This is a genomic window from Bradyrhizobium sp. USDA 4472, from assembly GCF_054058595.1.
This window is the reverse complement of record NZ_JBSSAM010000001.1, coordinates 2,461,214-2,484,611: the sequence shown is the minus strand read 5'-3', so window position 1 is coordinate 2,484,611 and position 23,398 is coordinate 2,461,214. Positions and strand designations below refer to the sequence as shown.

Genomic DNA, 23,398 nt, shown 5'->3' with positions numbered 1-23,398 from the left:
TAGCAGCGCCACATGACGTTCACATGACTGTGTAAGCGGCCGAAACGAAAGCGGCAAGCGCTGCAGAAGGGAAGCCATCAAATAGGCGAAGAGGCGGTTGGGCAGCCTCCTCTGTTCGCAGTGCACATGCGTGCATGCGCCGCACTGCGGCATTGGATGACGTGAGTCGAAATCGAGCAGCTCGAAAACCTCTCCCGCTTGCGGGAGAGGTCGGTGCGAAGCGCCGGGTGAGGGCTTTCTCCTCAAGGCCGCTGCGGCGAGACCCTCTCCCGCGCGCGGGAGAGGGAGCGCACCACTCAGCGCTTGCGCTCGGACCCGCAGACCGTGCCCTTCTCGACCATCGCGCCGATCTCTGCCTTTGAGTAGCCGAACTCGGCCAGCACCTCCTGGGCGTGCTCGCTGAATTTCGGCGGCAGGCGGCGCAGGCTCGGCTTGCTGCGATCGAGCCGGATCGGCGAAGCCACGCCCTTGTACCAGTCCTTCTCGATGACATCGCCGCGCGCGATCGTGTGCGGGTTGGTCAACGCCTGGTCGATCCTCTGCACGGGACCCGCGGGCAGGCCGGCCGCGAGCAGGCGATTGCACAGCGGCTCGGCCTCGTGCTGGCTGAACACGGCGGCAAGCTCGGCGCGCAGCGCCTCGCGATTGGCGATGCGGTCCTTGTTGCGGGCGAAGCGCGGATCGGTGCCGAGCTCCACCTTGCCGATCTCCTTACAGAGCTTGCGGAACGTGCCGTCATTGCCGACGCCGATGAAGATGTCGTCGGTCTTGGTCGGGAAGATCGCGTAAGGCACGAGGTTGGGATGCTCGTTGCCCGTGAGCGAGGGCGGCTTGCCATGCATGAAATAATTCGCGGTGTGCGGATGCATGATGGCAAGGCCCGTTTCGTACAGCGTCGTCTCCAGGAACTGGCCTTTGCCCGAGCGCTGCCGCTCCGACAGCGCCATCAGGATGCCGATTGCGGCATAGAGCCCGGTGGTGATGTCGACCAAGGGCACGCCGATCCGCATCGGGCCGCTCTCTTGCGAGCCGGTGGCGGCGATCATGCCGGTCATGGCCTGGATGATGGCATCATAGCCGGGATTGCCGCCGCGCGGGCCGTCGGCGCCGAAGCCGCAGATCCGGCAATGCACGAGGCGCGGGAATTTCTGGCTGAGCACATCGTTGCCGATGCCCCATTTCTCCAGCGTGCCCGGCTTGAAATTCTCGATCAGGACGTCGGCCGTCTCCAGCATCCTGAGCAGCACGACGCGGCCACCTTCGGAGGCGAGGTCGAGGCCGATCGAGCGCTTGTTTCTGTTAATGCCGACGAAATAAGCGGCGTCCTCCTCGTGGAAGGGAGGGCCCCAGTCGCGCACCTCGTCGCCTGCGGGCGGCTCGACCTTGATGACGTCGGCGCCATGGTCGGCGAGGATCTGGGTGCAGTAGGGGCCGCCGAGCACGCGCGTGAGATCGACGACGCGCAGTCCGCTCATTGCGCCCAAAACGGCTTCAGTCATGCCTTCGCATCCCCTGTGTCGATGTTGGCCACAGGCCTAGCGAGCTTCGTGCGCCCCAGCAATGCCTCGCTGCGGAGGGGGATATGCACGCGCGCGCCGCATCCCGCGGCACGGCAAAAACGGGCGGAAGCGGCCGGCCCAAGGGACCTCGCGCGGGGATCCCGGGCCAGCCATTCCATCGTCGGATCAGACGACCGTCAGGCGGACGTCGACATTGCCGCGCGTCGCGTTGGAATACGGGCACACCTGATGCGCCTTCTCGACCAGCGCCTCGGCGTCCGCGCGGGACAGGCCCGGCAGCGAGACGGCCAGATCGATGTCCAGGCCGAAGCCGCCGGCCGAGCGCGGGCCGATGCCGACGGTCGAGGTCACGGAGGCGTCGGCGGGAACCTTCGGGCCACCCTGCGACGACACGAACTTCATCGCGCCGATGAAGCAGGCGGCATAGCCGGCCGCAAACAGCTGCTCGGGATTGTTGCCGGCGCCGCCGCCACCGCCGAGTTCCTTCGGCGTGGTGAGCTTGACGTCGAGTGCGCCATCGAGGGTCGCGGCATGGCCGTCGCGGCCGCCGGTGGCTTTTGCGCTGGTCTTGTAGAGCACGTTCACGGACATTTTCGTCTTCCTTGGGATGTTCGGGTTGGCGTGCGATGTATATTGCAAACAATTAGATTGTGCACAATCGATATTCGCATGCCTCACATTTAATTGTTTGCAATTGAATGTCCGCCGGCCCGGCCCCACAATGCGGGTCAGTCTCGCGAGATTCTGCATGGCCCGGAAATCATCGACCCTCGATCCGCAACGCCTCGACAACCAGATCTGCTTCGCGGTCTATTCGGCCGCGCATGCCTTCAATCGCGTCTACAAGCCGCTGCTCGACCGCCTCGGACTGACCTATCCGCAATATCTGGTGATGCTGGTGCTGTGGGAGCGCGATGACGTCCCGCTCAAGGACATCGGTGAAAAGCTGTTTCTGGATTCCGGCACGCTGACGCCGCTCTTGAAGCGGCTGGAAGCAGCCCATCTGGTCAAGCGAACGCGAAGCAGCGAGGACGAGCGTCAGGTGCTCATCGCGCTGACTCCGCAAGGCCATGCGCTGAAAGACAAGGCGCGCAGCGTGCCGCAGTCGATCCTGGCGGCGTCGGATTGCTCGGTGTCGGAACTGGTCGCGATGAAGGACGAGATCGTGGCCTTAAGGGACCGGTTGAATGCGGTGATTGGGGCGTAGGGGGCTAGCAGAGCCGCAAGGAAAATAGAAGCTGAAACAGTCCGTCTTCGCCCTGCGGGCTTCGCCGGACACCACGCTTCGCCCTTCAGGCTCCTCGTGGCTGCGCCACGCGTAACCCCGAAGGGCGAAGCGTGGTGGAGCCAGGCGGGATCGAACCGCCGACCTCTTGCATGCCATGCAAGCGCTCTCCCAGCTGAGCTATGGCCCCTTTAGTCCAGATGGGACGATCCTGGGGGGATCCGTCCCGGCCGTCGAGCCGTCCAAGCGACTCGCGCGGTGCACCCTTTTTCACAGATCAGGGCTGATCTCAAGTCTCTTCATCACCTCCGACGTCACCAATGATGTCGGTCACGTCCTCATCGCCCTCTTCTTCGTCGGCAATGAAGGTCGAATCATCGTCATCGTCGTCGTCGAGGGTATCGTCGACCTCGATATCGTCCTCGGATTCGGGGACGACAGCCTTCACCTTGCCGGTGTTCTCCTCGGCATCGGCCTCCTCGAGCGAGACCTCTTCGACCTCGGCCGGCTCCGGCGTGGCGTCCGCGGCGGCTGCGTGGCGGGCCTCGGCGCCGCGTCCGGCGCGGGCGGGCGCAAGGGGCGCGATCGGCACCACCTCGCCGGTATAGGGCGAGATCACCGGATTCTTGTTCAGGTCGTAGAACTTCTTGCCCGTGGTCGGGCAAATACGTTTGGTTCCGAGTTCGGACTTGGCCACGGCAGAGGAATCCTGGGAATGTCTGAAAAGCGGTGCTTCACTTGGCTAGTTGGCGGCCCGCTGTCAATAGCGCATTACGAGAGAAAGACATGCTCGTGACGGCGGGAAGGGCATGTGGTACCTGCCCGCAGCCGCTATCAGGCGTATCCAAGGACACAATCTTGACCCATTCCGACAAGCTGGCGCCGCTCAAATCGCGCTCAAGCGGTCCCCTGACCGGAAAAGTACGGGTGCCCGGGGACAAGTCGATCTCCCATCGTGCCCTGATCCTGGGCGCGCTCGCGGTCGGCGAGACCCGGATTACCGGCCTGCTCGAGGGCGAGGACGTCCTCAACACCGCCAAATCCATGCAGGCCCTCGGCGCCAAGGTCGAGTGCACCGGCGATTTCGCCTGGAGGGTCCAGGGCGTCGGTGTCGGCGGCTTTGCCCAGCCCAAGGCAGCGCTGGATTTCGGCAATTCGGGCACCGGCTGCCGGTTGGTCATGGGCGCCGTCGCCGGCTGCCCGATCTCGGCCGTGTTCGACGGCGATGCCTCGCTGCGCAGCCGACCGATGCGCCGGATCCTCGATCCGCTCGAGAAGATGGGCGCCAGGGTCGTGTCCGGCGGCGAGGGCGGCCGGCTGCCGCTGACCGTGCAGGGCGCGCGCGATCCGCTGCCGATCAGCTACAAGACCCCGGTTGCCTCGGCCCAGATCAAGTCGGCGGTGCTGCTGGCGGGCCTCGCCGCGCCGGGCACCACGACCGTGATCGAGAGCGAGGCCAGCCGCGACCACACCGAACTGATGCTGAAACATTTTGGCGCTGACATCACCTCGGTCCGGGAAGGCCAGCACGGGCGGCGCATCACGCTCGCGGGTCAGCCCGAGCTGCATGGCGCCACCGTCATCGTGCCGGCTGATCCCTCATCTGCGGCATTTCCCATCGTCGCGGCGCTGATCGTCGAAGGCTCAGATGTCGTCCTCTCAGACGTCATGACCAATCCGTTGCGGACCGGCCTTTTCACGACGCTGCGTGAAATGGGCGCCTCCATCGAGGAAAGCGAAGTGCGTGGCGACGCCGGCGAGCCGATGGCGCGCTTGCGCGTGCGCGCCTCGAAGCTGCGCGGCGTCGACGTGCCGCCGGAGCGCGCGCCGTCGATGATCGACGAATATCTGGTGCTGGCCGTTGCGGCGTCCTTTGCCGAAGGCACGACCATCATGCGCGGCCTGCAGGAGCTGCGCGTCAAGGAATCCGACCGTCTCGAAGCCACCGCCGACATGCTTCGCGTCAATGGTGTGAAGGTGACGATCTCCGGCGACGATCTGATCGTCGAAGGCCGCGGCCATGTGCCTGGTGGCGGCACCGTCGCCACGCATATGGACCATCGCATCGCGATGTCCGCGCTGGTGATGGGCTGCGCCTCCGACCAGCCGGTGACGGTCGACGACACCGCCTTCATCGCCACCAGCTTCCCGGATTTCATTCCGATGATGCGTTCGCTTGGGGCCGAGTTCTCATGATCATCGCCATCGACGGACCCGCGGCCTCGGGCAAGGGCACGCTCGGCAAGCGCCTGGCCCATCATTACGGCTATCGTCATCTCGATACCGGCGTCATCTATCGCGCCGTCGCGTACGAATTGATGCAGTCCGGCCGGGATCTCCGGGACGAGGCGGCGGCGGTCGCGGCTGCGCTGGAACTCGACCCGGAAAAATTCGGCAATCCCGCGCTGAAGACGCAAGCAGCCGGCGAGGGCGCTTCGATCGTCTCGGCGATCCCAAGGGTCCGCGAGGTCCTGCTCAATTTCCAGCGGCAATTCGCCGCCGATCCGCCGGGCGCCGTGCTTGATGGCCGGGACATTGGAACGGTGATCTGTCCCCATGCCGACGTGAAGATCTTCGTCGTGGCCGATCCCAAGGTGCGTGCCCGCCGCCGCACCATGGAGGCCAAGGCGCGGGGTGAGGAGGCGGATGAGGCGGCCGTGCTCGCCGACATCATTCAGCGCGACGAACGGGACAAGAATCGGCCGATAGCGCCTTTGAAGCCGGCCGCGGATGCTTACTTGCTAGATAACTCCCAACTGGATATAGAAGGCGGCGTCCGGGCCGCCATCGACATTATCGAGGCCGTCCGAGCGGGCCGGTTGCGGGGTTAAGCCGCTGCCGTCATTGGAGGAAGTGCCCGCTCCCGCTCTTTAAGGTCGATACTCTCGGTCCCTGTTTGGGGCCGACGCGATCCAGGTTCCGGACGATAGATTTCAACGTATCGAACGTGCGGGCCCAGCCGGCCCGCTTCCGCTGTTTCGGTCGCAAGATCGAGCAGCGAGCGGTCGCTCGAAGGTCTTGCGGACCTTCCGACACTGCGCGCGCGATACGCCCATGAACCCAACGGCCGGCAAGACATCCGCAACTGGAGAACAAATGGCTTCGACTTCCGCTGATACCTATAGCCCGTCGCGTGACGATTTCGCCGCGATGCTCGACGAGTCCTTCGCAGGTGGCAACTTGCAGGAGAGCTCCGTCGTCAAGGGCAAGGTGGTTGCAATTGAAAAGGACATGGCCGTCATCGACGTCGGCCTGAAGACCGAAGGCCGCGTTGCGCTGCGCGAATTTTCCGGCCCCGGCCGTGACAGCGAGATCAAGGTTGGCGACGAGGTCGAAGTGTTCCTCGACCGCATCGAAAACGCGCTCGGCGAAGCCGTGCTGTCGCGCGACAAGGCGCGCCGCGAAGAGAGCTGGGGCAAGCTGGAGAAGGCCTTCCAGAACAACGAGAAGGTCACGGGCGTCATCTTCAACCAGGTCAAGGGCGGCTTCACGGTCGACCTCGACGGTGCCGTGGCCTTCCTGCCGCGTTCGCAGGTCGACATCCGTCCGATCCGCGACGTTGCGCCGCTGATGAACAACGCGCAGCCGTTCCAGATCCTCAAGATGGACCGTCGCCGCGGCAACATCGTCGTTTCCCGCCGTACGGTTCTCGAAGAGACCCGCGCCGAGCAGCGTCAGGAGCTGGTGCAGAATCTCGAAGAGGGTCAGGTCATCGACGGCGTGGTCAAGAACATCACCGATTACGGTGCGTTCGTTGATCTCGGCGGCATCGACGGCCTGCTGCACGTCACCGACATCGCGTGGCGCCGCGTCAACCACCCGACCGAGGTGCTCTCGATCGGCCAGACCGTGAAGGTCAAGATCATCAAGATCAACCACGAGACGCACCGCATCTCGCTGGGCATGAAGCAGCTGCTGGACGATCCGTGGCAGGGCATCGAAGCCAAGTACCCGCTGGGTGCCCGCTTCACCGGCCGTGTCACCAACATCACCGACTACGGTGCGTTCGTCGAGCTCGAGCCGGGCATCGAAGGCCTGATCCACGTCTCCGAGATGTCGTGGACCAAGAAGAACATGCACCCCGGCAAGATCGTGTCGACCTCGCAGGAAGTCGACGTGCAGGTGCTGGAAGTCGATTCCGTCAAGCGCCGCATCTCGCTCGGCCTCAAGCAGACCATGCGCAACCCGTGGGAGGTCTTCGTCGAAGGGCACCCGACCGGTTCGGTGGTCGAGGGCGAAGTCAAGAACAAGACCGAGTTCGGTCTGTTCCTGGGCCTCGAGGGCGACGTCGACGGCATGGTCCACCTCTCCGACCTCGACTGGAAGCTTCCGGGCGAGCAGGTGATCGACAACTACAAGAAGGGCGACATGGTGAAGGCCGTGGTGCTCGATGTGGACGTCGAGAAGGAGCGTATCTCGCTCGGCATCAAGCAGCTCGAAGGCGACCCCTTCGCCGAGCCGGGCGATGTCAAGAAGGGCGCGGTCGTGACCTGCGAAGTGCTCGAGGTGAAGGAAAGCGGTATCGAGGTGAAGATCGCCGGTACCGATTTCACCACCTTCGTCAAGCGCTCGGAGCTCGCGCGTGACCGCAACGACCAGCGCGCCGAACGCTTTGCCGTCGGCGAGAAGGTCGATGCCCGCGTGATCCAGTTCGACAAGAAGGCCCGCAAGGTCCAGGTGTCGATCAAGGCGCTCGAAGTCGCCGAAGAGAAGGAAGCCATCGCGCAGTACGGCTCCTCCGATTCCGGAGCTACGCTCGGCGACATCCTGGGCACAGCGCTCAAGAACCGCGACAACAAGTAAGCGAAACGCACGTTTTGCCGACATCAAAGCCCCGGCCTGCGCCGGGGCTTTTTTGTTGCGGCTCGCAAGGGGCTGCGCGGGGCCTTGTTTTCTTCAAATTGCGCCGCAATTGGTGTATCCAGACGAGCGTTGGTCACGTCGTGACGGCACGACCCAAGCGGTCCCTTCACCTGGAGATATCTCGATGTCGCTCGATTCGGACATCATCGTCGATCGCCGCAGGATTCGCCGCAAGCTGACGTTCTGGCGCGTCGTGGCCGCGCTGATCGCGATCGCTGCGGTCGCGGCTTTTGCGCTGGTCGCCACGCCAGGTGCGCGCGGTACCTTCGCCTCCGCTGGCGCCATCGCCCGTGTGCAGATCGACGGCCTGATCCGCAGCGATGCCGAACGTACGCGGGCGCTGGAGCGGCTGGAGAATTCGCAGGCTGCGGCCGTCATCGTTCACGTCAATTCGCCTGGCGGCACCACCGCCGGCTCCGAGCAGCTCTACGACTCGCTGATGCGGCTGAAGGCGAAGAAGCCGCTGGTCGTCGTGGTCGAAGGCCTTGCCGCGTCCGGCGGCTACATCACCGCGATCGCGAGCGACCACATCATCGCCCAGCAGAGCTCGCTGGTGGGCTCGATCGGCGTGCTGTTCCAGTTCCCCAATTTCAGCGAGCTGTTGAAGACGATCGGCGTCAAGGTCGAGGAGGTGAAGTCCACGCCGCTGAAGGCCGCGCCCAACGGATATGAGCCGACCAGCCCGGAAGCCCGGGCCGCGCTGGATGCGCTGGTGAAGGATTCCTATGCCTGGTTCAAGGATCTGGTGAAGCAGCGCCGTGGCATGGATGACACGCAGCTCGAAAAAGTGGTCGACGGCCGCGTCTTCACCGGCCGCCAGGCGATCGATCTCAAGCTGATCGATCAGCTCGGCGACGAGAAAACCGCGGTGACCTGGCTCGAGGACCAGAAGGGCGTCAAGAAGGGTCTTTCCGTGCGCGACTACAAGCTCGAGCCGCGCTTTGGCGACCTGCCGTTCATCAAGGCGGCGGCCTCAGTGACGCTGGAAGCGCTTGGATTCAGTGCGATTGCGCATCAGATCGAGCAAACCGGCGTTGCGCAGGCGGTCGATCGCGCCGGGCTGGATGGAATGCTGGCTTTGTGGCAGCCGGCCGCGTCGAACTGACCGAAAAATTTGGAACCGCGCGAGCTCGCGACCTTTTTCCCGTTCAGCGGGTGGCCGTGCAGCCTGCTTTTTCGGCATTTGTCACGCATTTTCACGACGCCGGGCGTTCATTTAGCGACTTGACAGATCAAGGCATTTTCACGGAAATGGTCATCCGCACGCTTCCGGGTCCTATCTCTCGATGATCAAATCCGAACTTGTTCAGCGTATCGCCGAGCACAACCCGCATCTGTACCAGCGGGATGTCGAGAACATTGTGAATGCGATTCTCGAGGAGATCGTAGCGGCACTCGCGCGCGGCGACCGCGTCGAGTTGCGCGGCTTCGGCGCTTTCTCGGTCAAGCACCGCCCCGCGCGCGCCGGCCGCAATCCACGCACCGGCGCCCATGTCCCCGTCGATCAGAAGAGCGTTCCGTTCTTCAAGACCGGCAAGGAAATGCGCGAGCGCCTCAACCGGGACCATCCGGATCCGGGCGCCCCGGACTAACGCTGCCGTCCGGGCTTTACCTGATGGCCGCAAGATGCGGCAGCAAGCTTGATTCAAGACGAGCGCTCGCGATGCGAAAGTTCCTGACCGCGCTGATCGTGATTCCGCTGGCCCTGATCCTGGTGACCTTTGCAGTCGCCAACAGGCATGACGTCACGGTCTCGTTTGATCCCTTCATGGCGGCTGATCCGGCCTTGTCGCGCACCATCCCGTTGTTCCTCCTCCTGATCGTGGTGGCTGCCTTGGGTGTCATCGTCGGCGGCTGTGCCGTCTGGTTCGGCCAGCGGCACTGGCGGCGCGCTGCGCGCCGGCATGAGGCGGATGCCAGGGCTGCCCGGGTCGAACTGGCCGATCTGCGGGCCCAGGCGGCCCCGGCCAAGCCCGAGGCCCAGCGTCTCCCGGTACCCTCCGGGATGGGCCTTTATGGGCCTGTCGGGCGAGACAAGCAGCGCGCGACGTTGTAGAAGCGGCCCCAACCGAAAAGCCCGTTTCCTGGCCGCCATTTGCGGCCTCCATTTGCATTGAGACCATGTCCCTGCTCGTCAAGATCTGCGGCCTGTCCACGTCGGAGACGCTCGAAACGGCGCTCGACGCGGGTGCCGACATGGTGGGGTTCGTGTTCTTTCCGCCGTCGCCTCGGCATGTATCGCTGGAGACGGGGCGTGAGCTCGGCCGCCAGGTGAAGGGACGCGCGCACAAAGTGGCGCTCACCGTCGACGCCGACGATGCCACGCTCGACAACATCATGGACGCGCTGTCGCCCGACATCTTCCAGCTTCACGGGCAGGAGAGCGTGGCGCGGCTGCGCGACATCAAGCAGAGGTTCGGCCGTCCGGTGATGAAGGCCGTGCCGGTCGCATCAGCCTCCGATCTCGCCGTGCTGCCTGGCTACGCCGCACTCGCCGACCGTCTCCTGTTCGACGCGCGCGCGCCGAAAGACGCAACTCGTCCCGGCGGATTGGGCGCCCCCTTCGACTGGCACCTGCTGGAAAATCTCGATCTGAAACTGCCCTACATGGTTTCGGGCGGGCTTCACGCCGACAACGTTGCGGAAGCCGTCCGCGTCACGCGCGCCGGCGGCGTCGACGTGTCCTCCGGCATCGAGAGCGCCCCGGGCGTCAAGGATCCGGAGCTGATCAAGGCCTTCATTCGCGCCGCGCGCGCCACCCAAGAGTTGAGCGTTCGATGAACATCGCCAAACCAAATTCCTACCGCAGCGGCCCCGACGAGCGCGGCCATTTCGGCATCTTCGGCGGACGATTCGTCGCCGAAACCCTGATGCCGCTGATCCTCGATCTGGAGAAGGCCTACACCGCGGCCAAGGCCGACCCGGCGTTCCAGGCCGAGATGAACGGCTATCTCAAGAACTATGTCGGCCGGCCCTCGCCGCTCTATTTCGCCGAACGCCTGACCGAGCATCTCGGCGGCGCCAAGATTTACCTCAAGCGCGAAGAGCTCAACCACACCGGCTCGCACAAGGTGAACAATGTACTCGGCCAGATCATGCTGGCGCGGCGCATGGGCAAGAAGCGCATCATCGCCGAAACAGGCGCCGGCCAGCACGGTGTCGCCACTGCGACGCTGTGCGCGCGCTTCGGTCTCGAATGCGTCGTCTACATGGGCGCCGTCGACGTCGAGCGGCAGCAGCCCAACGTCATCCGCATGGAGATGCTGGGCGCGACGGTGGTCCCGGTGCAGTCGGGCACGCGCACGCTGAAGGACGCGATGAACGAGGCGCTGCGCGACTGGGTCACCAACGTGCACAACACCTTCTATTGCATCGGCACGGTGGCGGGTCCGCATCCCTATCCGACCCTGGTCCGCGACTTCCAGTCGATCATCGGCAACGAGACCAAGACGCAGATGCAGGAGATCGAGGGCCGCCTGCCGGATTCGCTGGTCGCCTGCATCGGCGGCGGCTCGAACGCCATGGGCCTGTTCCACCCGTTCCTCGACGATCCCTCCGTCGAGATCTTCGGCGTCGAAGCCGCGGGCCACGGGCTCACGCAGCTGCATGCAGCCTCGATCGCGGGCGGCCGCCCCGGCGTGCTCCATGGCAACCGCACCTATCTGCTGATGGATGCCGACGGCCAGATCCAGGACGCCCATTCGATCTCGGCCGGCCTCGACTATCCCGGCATCGGCCCCGAGCATTCCTGGCTGCATGAGGTCGGCCGCGTCAATTATCTCTCCGCGACCGATGACGAAGCGCTCGCCGCATTCCAGCTGCTCTCGAAACTCGAAGGCATCATTCCCGCGCTCGAGCCCGCCCACGCCATTGCCAAGGTGATGGAGCTCGCGCCGAAGCGGCCGAAAGACCACCTGATGGTCGTCAATCTCTCCGGCCGCGGCGACAAGGACGTCCCCCAGGTCGGCGACATCCTGAAGGGCAAGAGCAAGTGAGGAGTGTGTCGCGCCTTCTTCACCTCTCCCCGTCGGGGAGAGGTCGGCTGCGAAGCAGCCGGGTGAGGGGTCTTTCCGCTCATTCGAACCTTAGCGATGTCTGGATGAGCTCGAGGACGCCCTCAAGATTTTCGTACACATCCGTGTTCGAGACGCGAATGACGAGGAAGCCGCAGGCCTCAAGCACTTTGGTCCCGGCTTCATCGCGCTCGATCTCGGACGGGCTGGAATGCGTCACGCCGTCGACCTCAATGATGAGCTTTCCGTCGAGGGCCGCGAGATCGACGACGTACTGGTCGACCGGATGCTGGCGGCGAAACTTCCACCGGGCGAGCTGCCGGTTGCGGAGCGCCTGCCAAAGCTTTGCTTCCGCGCTCGTCTGCGACTCGCGGAGCCTTCGCGCTCTAGACTTGAATCTTTCCATCCCCCTCACCCGGCTGCTTCGCAGCCGACCTCTCCCCGGCGGGGCGAGGTATTAGCACAGCGGCCGCGAAAACATGACCACGCGTATCGACACCCGCTTCGCCGAGCTTAAAAAGCAAGGCCGCGCGGCCTTCGTCACCTATGTGATGGCCGGCGATCCCGATCCCGCGACGTCGCTCGAGATCGTCAAGGCGCTCTCGAAATCGGGCGCCGAAATCATCGAGCTCGGCATTCCCTTCACCGATCCGATGGCGGATGGTCCGTCGATCCAGGCTGCCGGACTTCGCGCGCTCAAGGTCGGCATGACGCTGAAGAAGACGCTCGATCTCGTGCGCGACTTCCGCAAGGAGGACAACATCACGCCGCTGGTGTTGATGGGGTATTACAATCCGATCTACATTTACGGCGTCGACAAGTTTTTGGCTGATGCGAACGCATCAGGCGTTGACGGCCTCATCATCGTCGATTTGCCGCCTGAGGAAGACGATGAGCTCTGCATTCCCGCGCTGAAGGCGGGGCTGAACTTCATTCGATTGGCGACCCCGACCACTGACGACAAGCGCCTGCCTGCGGTGCTCGCGAACACATCAGGATTTGTCTATTACGTCTCCATCGCCGGCATCACTGGTGCAGCGGCGGCGGACTCGAATACCGTCGGCCAAGCCGTCGCCCGCATCAAGCAGCATACCAAGCTGCCGATCTGCGTTGGTTTTGGTATCCGCACGCCGGAGGCGGCGCGCGCCATTGCCGAGAAGGCCGATGGCTCGGTGGTCGGCACCGCGCTGGTCGATGCGCTCAACAACAGTCTCGATGCGGAAGGGCGGGCGACCGCCAAAACCGTTAACGCGGTGGCTGAGCTGACGGCGGCCCTGGCCCAGGGCGTGAGGGCTGCGAAACAGGCGGCCGAATAGGCCATAATTCCGCTTTAGCTCTTTAGTTGAGCATGATCTTGTCGGAAAACCGCTTCACACTTTTCCGGATCATGCTCTAACGCGGACGACACGGCGGCTTGCCGGGTAGCAGCCCGGCCGCCATATATCTCTTCAGGCGGCCCCCCAGCGGGTCAGCACATCGGAGCAAACCATGAACTGGCTTACCAATGTGGTGCGGCCGAAGATCCGCAACATGCTGCGGCGGGAGACGCCGGAGAATTTGTGGATCAAGTGCCCGGATTCCGGACAGCTCGTGTTCTACAAGGACGTCGAGGCCAACCAGTTCGTCATCCCCGGCTCGAACTACCACATGCGCATGGGCGCGGTGGCGCGGCTGAAGTCGATCTTCGACAACGAGACCTGGTTCGACGTGGCCTTGCCCGATGTCACGCCGGATCCGCTCAAATTTCGCGACGAGAAGAAGTACGTTGATCGCATCAAGGATGCGCGGGCCCGCACCAATCTGAACGATGCGGTCAAGGTTGGCTACGGCAAGCTCGAAGGCGCTGGTGTCGTCGTCGCCGTGCAGGATTTCGATTTCATGGGCGGCTCGCTCGGCATGGCCGCAGGCGAGGCCCTCGTGCGCGGTCTCGAGCTTGCGGTCGAGAAGAAGTCGCCCTTCATCGTGTTCGCCGCCTCAGGTGGTGCGCGCATGCAGGAAGGCATCCTGTCGCTGATGCAGATGCCGCGCACCACGGTCGCCGTGCAGATGCTGCGCGAAGCCAAGCAGCCCTACATCGTCGTGCTGACCAATCCGACCACGGGCGGCGTCACGGCGTCCTATGCGATGCTGGGCGACGTGCAGATCGCCGAGCCCGGCGCGCTGATCGGTTTTGCCGGCGCGCGCGTGATCGAGCAGACCATCCGCGAGAAGCTCCCCGAGGGTTTCCAGCGTGCCGAGTATCTCAAAGAGCACGGCATGGTCGACATGGTCGTGCATCGCCATGAACTGCGTCCGACCCTGGCGCGACTTTGCCGCCTGCTGACCAGGGCGCCGGCGCATGAGAACGCGTCCAGGCCGACGCAGCCTGTCGTCAGCCCCGCGCAGAGCGTCTCGGCGGCTGAGACGGCGCCGGCTGCGCCCCACGCGTGAACGCGACCTCGGACAGCACAAGGCAGTCGCTCGATGAGGTGATCGGGCGGTTGTCGGCCTTGCATCACAAGCGCATTGATCTCGGGCTGGAGCGGATGTACCGCCTGCTCGAGCGGCTCAGCCAGCCCGAACGCAAGCTGCCGCCGGTGATCCATGTCGCCGGCACCAACGGCAAGGGCTCGACGGTGGCCTATCTGCGCGCGACGCTGGAGGCCGCTGGCCTGCGCGTCCACGCCTACACCTCGCCCTATCTGGTCCGGATCAACGAATGTTTCCGGCTCGGCCGCGCCGGCGGCGGCGTGCTCGTCTCCGACGATGAATTGCGCGCGGCGCTTGAAGAGGTCGAGCGCGTCAATGCCGGCGAGCCCGCGACACTGTTCGAACTCAAGACCGCGGCGGCGTTCCTCTTGTTCGCGCAAAATCCTGCCGATGCGGTTCTGCTCGAAGTCGGCCTCGGCGGCCGGCTCGATTCGACCAATGTGGTCGATATGCCTGCGGCCTGCGTGATCACGCCTGTCAGCATGGACCACATGGATTTCCTCGGCGACACGCTGGCGTCGATCGCCACCGAGAAGGCCGCAATCATCAAGCGCGGCGTGCCCGTGATTTGCGCCGAGCAGTCGCCAGAGGCGATGGCTGTTATCGAGGCGCAGGCCAAGCAGATGCGAGCCCCGCTGTTTACCGCAAACGAAAGCTGGCACGTCAATGTCGAGCATGGGCGTCTGGTCTATTCAGACGAGCATGGCCTGATGGATCTCGCCGCGCCGCGCTTGTTCGGCCGCCATCAGTTCGACAATGCCGGCCTTGCGATCGCGACGCTGCGCGCGGTCAAGGCGTTCCGGGTCAATCAGGCTGCCTTCGAAGCCGGCATCGTCGGCGCCGAATGGCCGGCGCGGATGCAGCGCCTCACTTCGGGTGAGCTGCTCGCTCTCGGTCCGCAGGGCAGCGAAATCTGGCTCGATGGTGGGCACAATGCCGAAGGCGGCCGCGTCGCAGCCGCCGCGCTCGGCGATCTCGAGGAGCGGGTGTCGCGACCGCTGGTCGTGATCGCGGGCATGATGGCCAATAAGGACGCGCAGGCGTTTCTCGCCAATTTCGCAGGTCTCACCCGTCACATCATCGCCGTGCCGATTCCGGATGCCGAAAACGCGATGCCGGTGGACCGCCTTGCGGATGCCGTGCGCAGCCTCGGCATGCGCGTCGAGATCGCGCCCGGCATCGAGGCCGCACTGCGCGCATTGTCGAAGCTCGCCTACGAGGTGCCGCCGCGCATCCTCATAACTGGCTCGCTCTATCTCGCCGGCCACGTTTTGGGTCTCAACGGCACGCCTCCTGCATGACTCGCGTGTCCCGGACGCGCAAAGCGCGAGCCGGGACCCGGAAGCCGCATGGGCCCCTGCTCTGCGGCGCATTACTGCGTGCTGCGCCGCATCAGGGGCACGAGAGGGGGAGAGCAACAATGCGCTTTGCCGCGATTGCCGACGTCCACGGAAACTATCTCGCGCTGGAGGCGGTGCTATCAGACATCCGCGCACTCGGCATCTCCGACATCGTCAATCTCGGCGACATGCTGAGCGGCCCGCTCGACGCGCGGCGCACCATCGAGATCCTGATGCCGCTCGACACCATGCATGTGCTCGGCAATCACGATCGCTATCTGCTCGATCGCCCACCGGAGAAGATGGGCTCCTGGGATCGCCCAGCGCATGCGCAGCTCAATGCGACGCAGCTCGACTGGCTGCGTGCGCAGCCGATGACGCGTGTGTTCCGTGACGAGGTCTTTCTCTGTCACGCGACGCCCGGGGATGACGAGGTCTATTGGCTCGAGACGGTGCACCCTGACGGCACGGTCGCGCTATCGCCGCCGGGCCGGATCGAGCAGTTCGCGCAAGGCATCACGCAATCGCTGATCCTCTGCGCCCATACGCACCTCGCCCGCGCCGTGAGGCTTCGCGATGGCCGCATGATCGTCAATCCCGGCAGTGTCGGCAGCCCCGGCTATCGCGACACGCATCCGTTTCCGCATGTCGTCGAGGCCGGCACGCCGCACGCGCGCTATGCGATTCTGGAGCTGACGAATGGCAATTGGCAGGTCACGTTCCGCAACGTCGCCTATGATCACGAGACGATGGCCGCGCTGGCACGCAGCAACAATCAGCCGGAGCTCGCGAACGCGCTGGCGACGGGCTGGATCGAGTAGGGCAAGCAAAACGGCCGGCGATGAGCCGGCCGTTCAGAACACTTCGTCGCGCCGCGTGGATCAGACCGCCGAGGTGATCCACTGCTGAAGCTTCGCCTTCGGTGCGGCGCCGACCTGGCGGGAGGCCATCTCGCCGCCCTTGAAGATCATCAGGGTCGGGATCGACATCACGCCGTATTTCGACGCGGTCTTCGGGCTCTCGTCGACGTTGAGCTTCACGATCTTGACCTTGTCGCCCATCGCGCCGGCGATCTCGTCGAGCGCGGGTGCGATCATGCGGCAGGGGCCGCACCATTCGGCCCAGAAATCGACGACGACCGGGCCGTTCGCCTTGAGCACTTCGGCTTCGAAATCGGTGTCAGAAACCTTGCCAACGGCCATTGGAGTACCTCACTCGCTTGAAAGAATCGGCGCATGGGAATCGCGCCCGGGATCATGCCGTCAACCTATGAACGGCCCCTTGCCGGGTCAAGGACGCTCACACCGAGATGAAGGGATGCCAGCGCCGCGTCCAGCGCGGGGGCAGAAATCTCCATATATTCAAGGGCCTCTGTCCAGAGCAGGACGGCACGGATGGTCTTTTGGGGATAAAGCCGCGACAGCACCGCCCGGTACAGCGCAAGCTGCCTGACATAAGCAGCGGGCGCCTCGGCCGCGCTCTTCGGCGCGGTCTGGTTGGTCTTGAAATCGACGATCAGAACCTCGTCCGGCGTCACCACCAGCCGGTCGATCTGTCCCGACACCAGCGCCGGGGCGCGGCCCGGCCGCTCCAGCCGCCCGACGATGGCGGCCTCCGCCCGGCTGCCGGCGGCAAAGACGGCTGCGAAGCGCGGCTCGGCGATCAGGGCGAGCACCTTGTCGGCCAGCGCGGCACGATCGGCCTCCGGCCATGCGGCGGCATTGCGGCTCATAAAGCCGAGCGCGGCCGCACGCCGCCGCTCAATGGCGATATCAGGGAGGGACTGCAGCAACCGGTGAACCAGCGTGCCGCGCTGCAGCGCCAGCGCGCGCGACTGCACCGATTCGCCCGATCGCACGCTGCGGCCTTCCTCGGCCGGCTGGCCGGACGGGCGCACCGGATCGTCGTCGACCGTCTCCTGCGCCACCGGTGTCCGCAGCCAATCCGGCAGCGTGACCGTGTGGTCGACGGAAGTCGCCGGCGTGCCGAGCGCTACGACATCTTCCGGCCGGGTGAAGCGGGTCACCTTGCCGAGCGGCGTCTCGATCGTCTGCTTGTCCAGGCCGGAGCCTGATAGCCCGGTGTCGATGAGGTCATACCAGCTCAGCTTGCGGACCGAGCGCATGTTGCCCGGCAGGCAGCCGCCGACGATCAGCCGGTCGGCCGCGCGCGTCATCGCGACATAGAGCAGGCGGCGATATTCATCCTCGGTCTCCTCCAGCATCGCCCTGCGCGCGTCGGCGACCGGCTTGGGATCATCAGCCTTGCGCCCGGCCCAGACCACGACTTCGCCGCCATTGCCGCGCGGCACGTGGATCAGCCTGACACGCTGCGAGTCCGCGGGCGACGATGTGGTGTCGACCATGAACACGACGGAAGCTTCCAGGCCCTTGGCGCCGTGCACGGTCATCACGCGCACCTCGTCGCGCGAAATCTCCATGTCGCGCTTCACCTCGGTGTCGGCCGAACGCAGCCAGGCCATGAAGCCCTGCAGCGAGGCCGGTGCCTTGCGCTCGCAATTCAGCGCCAGCTCCAGAAACTCGTCGAGCGCGTCATTGGCCTCGTGGCCGAGCCTGCGCAGGATGCGCGCGCGACCGCCATCGCCGCCGAGCAGCCACGCATAGAAGGCGAACGGCGTCTCCTCGCGTGCGCGAATCTCGCAAGCTTCCAGGCGCCGCAGCACGGCCGTGAATTTTTCGTTGTCCGCGGCGTGTTCGCCGAGCGCCCGGCGCAGCGATCCCTTGCGGTCATGGGCAAGCGTAAAGAGATCGTCGTCATCGAGACCGAACAGCGGGCTCTTCAGCGCCACCGCCAGCGCGAGGTCGTCTTGCGGCAGCAGCAGCGCGTCGGCGAGGTTCATCAGATCGATGATCGCGATGTGTTCGGTCAGCTTCAGCCGGTCGGCACCGGCGACGGGGACGCCGGCGTGCTTCAGTGCCTGGATCACCGCGTCGAAGGCATTGCCGCGCCGGCGCACCAGGATCAGCATGTCACCGTAGCGCAGGGGGCGGCGTTCGCCTTCGTGCCCGGTCAGCGTGCCGCTCTCGACCAGCCGCTTGATCTCGGCCTGGATGCGGCGCGCGAGTTTTACTTCGGGACTGGTGACGGCGACGCCGTCGAACGGCGCGCGCCAACCCTCGATCTCCTGCCGGTCGTCGGCTTCGGCGAGGTCCCAAAGCTCGATCACACTGGGGCCGGCATCGGCGAGCGCATTGTGCAGGGGATGGCCGATCTCGACGGAATGAATGCTCTTGTAGATCGCGGGCTCGCGGAAGACGTGGTCGACCGAGTGCAGGATCGCCGCGCCCGAGCGGAACGAATAGGTGAAGGCAACCGGATCGAATTTCAGCCCGGCCGCGGTGAACTTGCGGTGCAACTCGCGCCGGCGCGCATCGAACTCGTGGGGCGCCGCGCCCTGGAACGAGAAGATCGACTGCTTCTCGTCGCCGACGGCGAACACGGTGCGGTTCAGTCCCTCGCGGGCGCCTTCTCCGGTCGTGAATTCCGAGATGATGTGCGCGACGATGTCCCATTGCCGCGGGCTGGTGTCCTGCGCCTCGTCGATCAGGACGTGATCGACGCCGCGGTCGAGCTTGTAATGCACCCAGCCCGAGGAGATGCGGTTCAGCATCGCCAGCGTCTTGTCGATGAGGTCGTCATAGTCGAGCAGGCCGCGTTCCAGCTTCTCGCGCCGGTAGTTTGCGGCGGCGGCGGTCGCGATATGCAGCAGCGCGGCGGTGCGGTCGCGCATGGTCACCGCGCGGCGCTTCTCGACCAGTCCACAGAGGCGCGATGCCTCATTGTCGAACAGGCGCGCGACGGACGGATTGTGCTCGCCGAACTTCTTGGTCAGGACGGCCTTGCGCGGCAGCTTTTCGTCGGTGAGGAAGACGCCGAGGTAAGCGTCGACCTGCGCCGCGCCGGAAAACGCTTTTGCCTCGCGGAGCCGGCTCGCCTGGTCGTTGTCGGACTTGCTGCCGTCCTCCAGCGCAAAGGCGATGTCGTCCCAGCGCGAGCGCGGCAAATAAGGGCCGTCGAGAATCTCGGCCTCCACATCGTCGATGCGGTCGCCCGCATCGACGCCCAGCACGGCCGCCATCTGCTCGGCTGCCGCGCCTGCGTTGCCGGCTTCATCGGTCCAGGCCATGAAATGGTCGCGGCTCAGGCACGCTTCGCGCACGACCTCCTTGAACGTCACGTCGGCGGCGCTCGCCATCGCGGTCAGCAGCGCGCGGCCGGTGACGCTGTCCGGATCGCGCGCGGCCTCCAGCAATACCTTCAGATTGGCGCGCTCCATCATCTCGGACTGGTCGCGGTCGTCCATCACGGCGAACCGCGCCGGCACATTGGCCTCGAACGGGAACTGCTGGAGCAAGCGGGTGCACAGCGCGTGGATGGTCTGCACCTTCAGGCCGCCCGGCGTCTCCAGCGCGCAGGCGAACAGCTTTCGCGCATCGCGGCGCAGCTTTGCATTGGGATGCGAGATGCCGACGGCGCGGATCGCGGCATCGAGTCCGGTGTCGTCAAGCGTGACCCAATGGCCAAGCGTGGTGAACACGCGCTCGGCCATGTTGGCGGCGGCTGCCTTGGTGAAGGTGATGCAGAGGATCTTTTCCGGTGGCACGCCGGACAGCAGCAGACGGATCACCCGCTGCACCAGCACATGGGTCTTGCCCGAGCCCGCATTGGCCGACACGAAGGCCGACGCGGTCGGATCGGACGCACGCTGCTGCCGCGCGCGCACCTCGTCGGGGATGGGACGGGGCAGCTTCACCATTCCTCGATCCCCAGACCGCCGGCCGCGGACCATTCCTTGATCCGGGCGAGATCGTCATAGGCGCCGTAGCGGTTGGTCCACATCGGCAGGTTCAGCGAGGTGTAGGGCTGGTTCTCGTCCTCGAAGGCGCGGATCAGCGCCTCGAGCTTGGCCCGCGCTTCGGCGGCTGCGGTGTCCGGCGGCTGCGGCTCATCGCCTTGCTTGTATTTGAGCTCCAGGATGCGTTCCTCGCCCGGCGGATTGTTGCCGCTCAGCCGGACATAGACGAGCTGGCTCACCGACGCGCCGGCATCGATGCCGGGAAAGCCGCCCTCGCGCAGGATCGCGGCTTCCAGCGTCAGCTGTGGCGACAGGCCCATGCGGACCTGCTTGCCGGTCGGCGGCTGGCCGGTCTTGTAATCGAGAATGGCGTAGCCGCCGCCCTGGCGCCGCTCGATCCGGTCGGCGCGGGCGGAGAGGCGGAAGCTGCGCCCGTGATCGAGCGGGATCGAGATCTCGCCGCGGGTCTCCGCCGTGATCGCCTCGATCGCGTCGCGGCGCGCGGTCTCCCATTCGGCGAACCAGTGCGCGATCCGCTGGAAGCGCGGCCACCACAGCGCGCGCGCTTCGGGCCGCTCCATCAGCGGCGCAAAATGCTTCTCGCCGATCGCGCGCAGCACGCGGGCGGGATCGGGAGGCAGATGTGCGGCGAAAGTCTCGGTGAACTCACCGAGCGCCTCGTGGATCGCCGAGCCGCGGTCCGCCGCCGACAGCGGCATGTCGACGGGATCGAGCGCATCGAGCCGCAGGATGTGCTTGGCGTAGATCGTGTAGGGATCGCGCAGCCAGTCCTCGATCGCGGTCACCGACATTCTCAGTGGCCGGGTGGCGCGCGGCGGGCGCGGCTCGGGCTGCTTGATCGGCTTGACCTCGGCGGGCTGGTCCAGCGCGGCCGCGAATTGCACGTATTTTTCGCCGGCGCGGACAGCCGCTTTCCAGAGCTCGTCGCCGGCGACCGCCTCCAGCCGATGCAGGAAGCGCGAGGCCACCGCCGGCGCGCCGCCGGCCTTGGCGGAATGCGTGAGGATCACCTCGTCGCCGCCGAGCAGCTGCGCGAAGTCGTGGGCGGAGAGGCCGATGCGGCGCTCCGGCAGGTCGAGGCCGAGCTCGTGCCGCATCGGCCGGCTCAGCCAGGGGTCGATGCGCGGCGCCGGCGGCCAGACGCCCTCGATCAGCCCGCCGATGATGATGCGGTCGGCCTGCATCAGGCGCGATTCCAGCGGGCCATAGATCTGCAGGCGCGCGCCGGGCTTGTCGCGTCGCCGCACCGCGCGATCACTGAACGCGGTCTGGAACGTCTCGGCATAATCAGGCAACGTCACCATGAGCCCGCTGGTCGTGCCGCCGCGCAGGAGATCGTCGAAGGCGCCGGCGAGCGCGATGCCTTCGCGCTCCTCGAAGGCGAGCGGAATGCCCTGTTCGTCGCGCGACAGCTCGATCATGATCTCGCGATGCCGGTGCGCGAGCTCGGCGAAGTCGAACGGTTTTGGTGATGCGAGGCTCTCGATCGGCGCCAAGGCCTGCCGTAACGCGTCGATCAGCGCCTGGACGCGGTCGAGATCCTCGGCCCTGAGACGTGCGCGCGGCTCGGCCTTGTGCAGCGCGGAGGCTTCGCCGCGCCCCAGCTTCGTCAGTTCTTCACGAAAGCGATTGAATTCCCGCAAAAGACCGCCGGTGCCCGCGGGAGGGCGTGTACCGCGCAACACCGCAAGCTCGAGGTCTTCGATCGCGGCCTTCCATGCACCGCGTGCGCGGCCGAGCCGGCACAACGGATGTTTCAGGATCGCCAGCAGCGTCGGCGGCTCCAGCCCCTTGGTTGCGGCTTCCGCTGCGAGGCGAGCAAACACACCGGCGGCGGTTTCCATCAGCACGTCGCCGCCGGAATCATCAAATGCGAGATTCCATCTCGTCAGCGCGGCCATCACCCGTCGCGCCAGCGCGCGGTCGGGCGTCACCAGCGCCGCCGATTTGTCGAGATGCCGCGCCTCGCGCATGGCAATGGCGATCGCGAGCGCTTCCATTTCAGGGTTTGGTGCTTCGACCACCGCGAGATTTTTCATCCCGCCCGATATCCTTGCAGCGACATCCGGTCGCTTGAGCCGGTCGTGCCAGACTTCGGTCTTCGCCGACGGCCGCATCGATTCGGATGCGAGCAGGTCGCGGCCGCCTTCGGCGGGCGGCTGGAGAATCTCGACATCGCCGCGCTTGATGCCGAGACGATCCAGCAGCGCATGCATGGCGTATTGCGGATGGTTCGACGCCGGATGCTCCGCGAACTTGCCGAGCGAATCGCGCACCCCCCCGATGCTGCGCCAGGAATCCTCGTCGAGATCGGTGTCCAGGCCCGGCAGCACCACCGCGCCATGCGGCAGGGAGGCCACCGCGTGGAGGAATTTTGCGGTAGCCGGCATCGAGCCGGTCGAGCCCGCTGCGATCACGGGCCCGTGGAGATGCGCGGTGAGGCGCTTCGCTTCCGCCGCGATCAGCAGGTCGCGCCGTGCCGCGGGCTCGATCCGGTTGATCTCGGCGAGATGGTTCGGCCATGTCTCGCTGGCAATGTTCAAGAACTCGAGTGAATGCTGCCAATATTGATCGAGCTGATCTGGCACCAGTCCTCGGAGCTTGCTCCATTCGACGCCGCGCGTCACCATGTCGTCGATCAGACGGGCGAGGTCGCCGGCCAGCGCCAGCGTCGAGGCGGGGCCGCCGACCACCAATGGCGCCAGCACCGGGCCCTTGGCCCACGCCGCGACCAGCTGCGCCAAGGTCAGCCGCCGTTCGAGCTCGCCGAGCCGCGGCGGAATGTCGAGCGGCGTTGCGCCGGAAAACTGTTCGCCCTCGTCCGCGAAAGCGAGCTCGTCCTCGTCGATGTCGCCGAGCGCCACGATGCGCGGCAGCACCACGGCATCCGCCGCCATCTCGTCGAGAAATATCTCGCGGACGACGCGCATGGCGCGCCGCGTCGGCAGGTAGAGCGTGGCATCCGCCAGCCGCGCCGGTTCCTTGCGCGCCTCGAATCCCTCGACCAGCCGGCCGTCGAGCAGGCTTGCGACGATCGTGCGCAGGAAGGGAACTGAAAGGGGAACGCTGAAGACGCGCATGGGCCGCCTGATTCGGGGATCAGGGCAATATAGGCAGGCGCGCTCGAATGG

Annotated in this window: 20 protein-coding genes and 1 tRNA gene; 13 read left to right on the top strand and 8 right to left on the bottom strand. The window is 65.5% G+C overall.

The window, feature by feature from the left end:
* Positions 1 to 296: 296 nt before the first annotated feature.
* Complete coding sequence (locus ACVWZ4_RS11295) at positions 297 to 1,499, bottom strand: CaiB/BaiF CoA transferase family protein (RefSeq protein ID WP_456763449.1); 1,203 nt, start codon at positions 1,497 to 1,499, stop codon at positions 297 to 299.
* 186 nt (positions 1,500 to 1,685) lie between these two features.
* A complete protein-coding gene (locus tag ACVWZ4_RS11290) occupies positions 1,686 to 2,111 on the bottom strand; it encodes an organic hydroperoxide resistance protein (protein ID WP_027531600.1) in 426 nt (141 codons plus the stop codon).
* Between the two features lie 157 nt (positions 2,112 to 2,268).
* Between ACVWZ4_RS11290 and ACVWZ4_RS11285 the strand changes: the two genes are divergently transcribed.
* On the top strand, positions 2,269 to 2,727 hold the full coding sequence (locus ACVWZ4_RS11285) for a MarR family winged helix-turn-helix transcriptional regulator (RefSeq protein ID WP_456700570.1): 459 nt from the start codon (positions 2,269 to 2,271) through the stop codon (positions 2,725 to 2,727).
* A 132-nt stretch (positions 2,728 to 2,859) separates the two neighbouring features.
* On the opposite strand, the gene ACVWZ4_RS11280 is transcribed toward ACVWZ4_RS11285, so the two are convergent.
* Positions 2,860 to 2,935 (bottom strand) — tRNA-Ala (locus tag ACVWZ4_RS11280).
* Positions 2,936 to 3,034: 99 nt separating this feature from the next.
* Complete coding sequence (locus tag ACVWZ4_RS11275; protein ID WP_456700571.1) at positions 3,035 to 3,442, bottom strand: TIGR02300 family protein; 408 nt, start codon at positions 3,440 to 3,442, stop codon at positions 3,035 to 3,037.
* Positions 3,443 to 3,603: 161 nt separating this feature from the next.
* Between ACVWZ4_RS11275 and aroA the strand changes: the two genes are divergently transcribed.
* The 8 genes from aroA to trpB all read left to right on the top strand — a co-directional run bounded on the left by aroA (position 3,604) and on the right by trpB (position 11,603).
* On the top strand, positions 3,604 to 4,941 hold the full coding sequence (aroA, locus tag ACVWZ4_RS11270; RefSeq protein ID WP_456740297.1) for a 3-phosphoshikimate 1-carboxyvinyltransferase: 1,338 nt from the start codon (positions 3,604 to 3,606) through the stop codon (positions 4,939 to 4,941).
* Positions 4,938 to 5,576 (top strand): (d)CMP kinase, encoded by a 639-nt coding sequence (gene cmk, locus ACVWZ4_RS11265; RefSeq protein WP_456700573.1) that lies wholly within the window; start codon positions 4,938 to 4,940, stop codon positions 5,574 to 5,576. The genes aroA and cmk overlap by 4 nt, the downstream gene beginning before the upstream one ends.
* A 265-nt stretch (positions 5,577 to 5,841) precedes the next feature.
* A complete protein-coding gene (rpsA, locus tag ACVWZ4_RS11260; RefSeq protein ID WP_456700574.1) occupies positions 5,842 to 7,548 on the top strand; it encodes a 30S ribosomal protein S1 in 1,707 nt (568 codons plus the stop codon).
* Between the two features lie 184 nt (positions 7,549 to 7,732).
* Positions 7,733 to 8,713, top strand: a complete 981-nt coding sequence (sppA, locus tag ACVWZ4_RS11255) for a signal peptide peptidase SppA (RefSeq protein WP_456740296.1) — start codon at positions 7,733 to 7,735, stop codon at positions 8,711 to 8,713.
* A gap of 181 nt (positions 8,714 to 8,894) precedes the next feature.
* The gene (locus ACVWZ4_RS11250) at positions 8,895 to 9,200 is read left to right on the top strand and encodes an integration host factor subunit beta (RefSeq protein ID WP_007598410.1); all 306 of its coding nucleotides are present in this window, start codon (positions 8,895 to 8,897) and stop codon (positions 9,198 to 9,200) included.
* Positions 9,201 to 9,271: 71 nt separating this feature from the next.
* Positions 9,272 to 9,664 carry a lipopolysaccharide assembly protein LapA domain-containing protein gene (locus tag ACVWZ4_RS11245; RefSeq protein ID WP_456700575.1) on the top strand — a complete coding sequence of 131 codons (393 nt, stop codon included), beginning with the start codon at positions 9,272 to 9,274 and terminating at the stop codon, positions 9,662 to 9,664.
* Between the two features lie 65 nt (positions 9,665 to 9,729).
* Positions 9,730 to 10,389 (top strand): phosphoribosylanthranilate isomerase, encoded by a 660-nt coding sequence (locus tag ACVWZ4_RS11240; protein WP_456700576.1) that lies wholly within the window; start codon positions 9,730 to 9,732, stop codon positions 10,387 to 10,389.
* Positions 10,386 to 11,603: a tryptophan synthase subunit beta gene (gene trpB, locus ACVWZ4_RS11235; RefSeq protein WP_456700577.1), complete on the top strand. Its 1,218-nt coding sequence runs from the start codon at positions 10,386 to 10,388 to the stop codon at positions 11,601 to 11,603. The genes ACVWZ4_RS11240 and trpB overlap by 4 nt, the downstream gene beginning before the upstream one ends.
* A gap of 79 nt (positions 11,604 to 11,682) precedes the next feature.
* Here the strand turns inward: trpB and ACVWZ4_RS11230 are convergent, their stop codons facing one another.
* Positions 11,683 to 12,027 carry an endonuclease domain-containing protein gene (locus tag ACVWZ4_RS11230; RefSeq protein WP_456740295.1) on the bottom strand — a complete coding sequence of 115 codons (345 nt, stop codon included), beginning with the start codon at positions 12,025 to 12,027 and terminating at the stop codon, positions 11,683 to 11,685.
* A gap of 73 nt (positions 12,028 to 12,100) precedes the next feature.
* Here ACVWZ4_RS11230 and trpA point away from each other — a divergent pair, with 73 nt between their 5' ends.
* The 4 genes from trpA to ACVWZ4_RS11210 all read left to right on the top strand — a co-directional run bounded on the left by trpA (position 12,101) and on the right by ACVWZ4_RS11210 (position 16,251).
* The gene (gene trpA / locus ACVWZ4_RS11225) at positions 12,101 to 12,937 is read left to right on the top strand and encodes a tryptophan synthase subunit alpha (RefSeq protein ID WP_456700579.1); all 837 of its coding nucleotides are present in this window, start codon (positions 12,101 to 12,103) and stop codon (positions 12,935 to 12,937) included.
* A gap of 172 nt (positions 12,938 to 13,109) precedes the next feature.
* Entirely contained in the window at positions 13,110 to 14,051 is a 942-nt protein-coding gene (gene accD / locus ACVWZ4_RS11220; RefSeq protein ID WP_456700580.1) for an acetyl-CoA carboxylase, carboxyltransferase subunit beta, read from the top strand.
* Positions 14,048 to 15,391, top strand: coding sequence for a bifunctional folylpolyglutamate synthase/dihydrofolate synthase (locus ACVWZ4_RS11215; RefSeq protein WP_456700581.1), 1,344 nt, complete (start codon positions 14,048 to 14,050; stop codon positions 15,389 to 15,391). Before accD ends, ACVWZ4_RS11215 begins: the two co-directional genes overlap by 4 nt.
* Positions 15,392 to 15,510: 119 nt before the next feature.
* Complete coding sequence (locus ACVWZ4_RS11210) at positions 15,511 to 16,251, top strand: metallophosphoesterase family protein (protein WP_456700582.1); 741 nt, start codon at positions 15,511 to 15,513, stop codon at positions 16,249 to 16,251.
* A 60-nt stretch (positions 16,252 to 16,311) separates the two neighbouring features.
* On the opposite strand, the gene trxA is transcribed toward ACVWZ4_RS11210, so the two are convergent.
* From trxA to addB, 3 genes are all read right to left on the bottom strand, one after another.
* The gene (gene trxA, locus ACVWZ4_RS11205) at positions 16,312 to 16,632 is read right to left on the bottom strand and encodes a thioredoxin (RefSeq protein WP_007598398.1); all 321 of its coding nucleotides are present in this window, start codon (positions 16,630 to 16,632) and stop codon (positions 16,312 to 16,314) included.
* A 65-nt stretch (positions 16,633 to 16,697) separates the two neighbouring features.
* Entirely contained in the window at positions 16,698 to 20,207 is a 3,510-nt protein-coding gene (gene addA, locus ACVWZ4_RS11200; RefSeq protein WP_456740294.1) for a double-strand break repair helicase AddA, read from the bottom strand.
* Positions 20,201 to 23,347, bottom strand: coding sequence for a double-strand break repair protein AddB (addB, locus tag ACVWZ4_RS11195; RefSeq protein ID WP_456700584.1), 3,147 nt, complete (start codon positions 23,345 to 23,347; stop codon positions 20,201 to 20,203). Before addB ends, addA begins: the two co-directional genes overlap by 7 nt.
* Between the last annotated feature and the right edge of the window lie 51 nt (positions 23,348 to 23,398).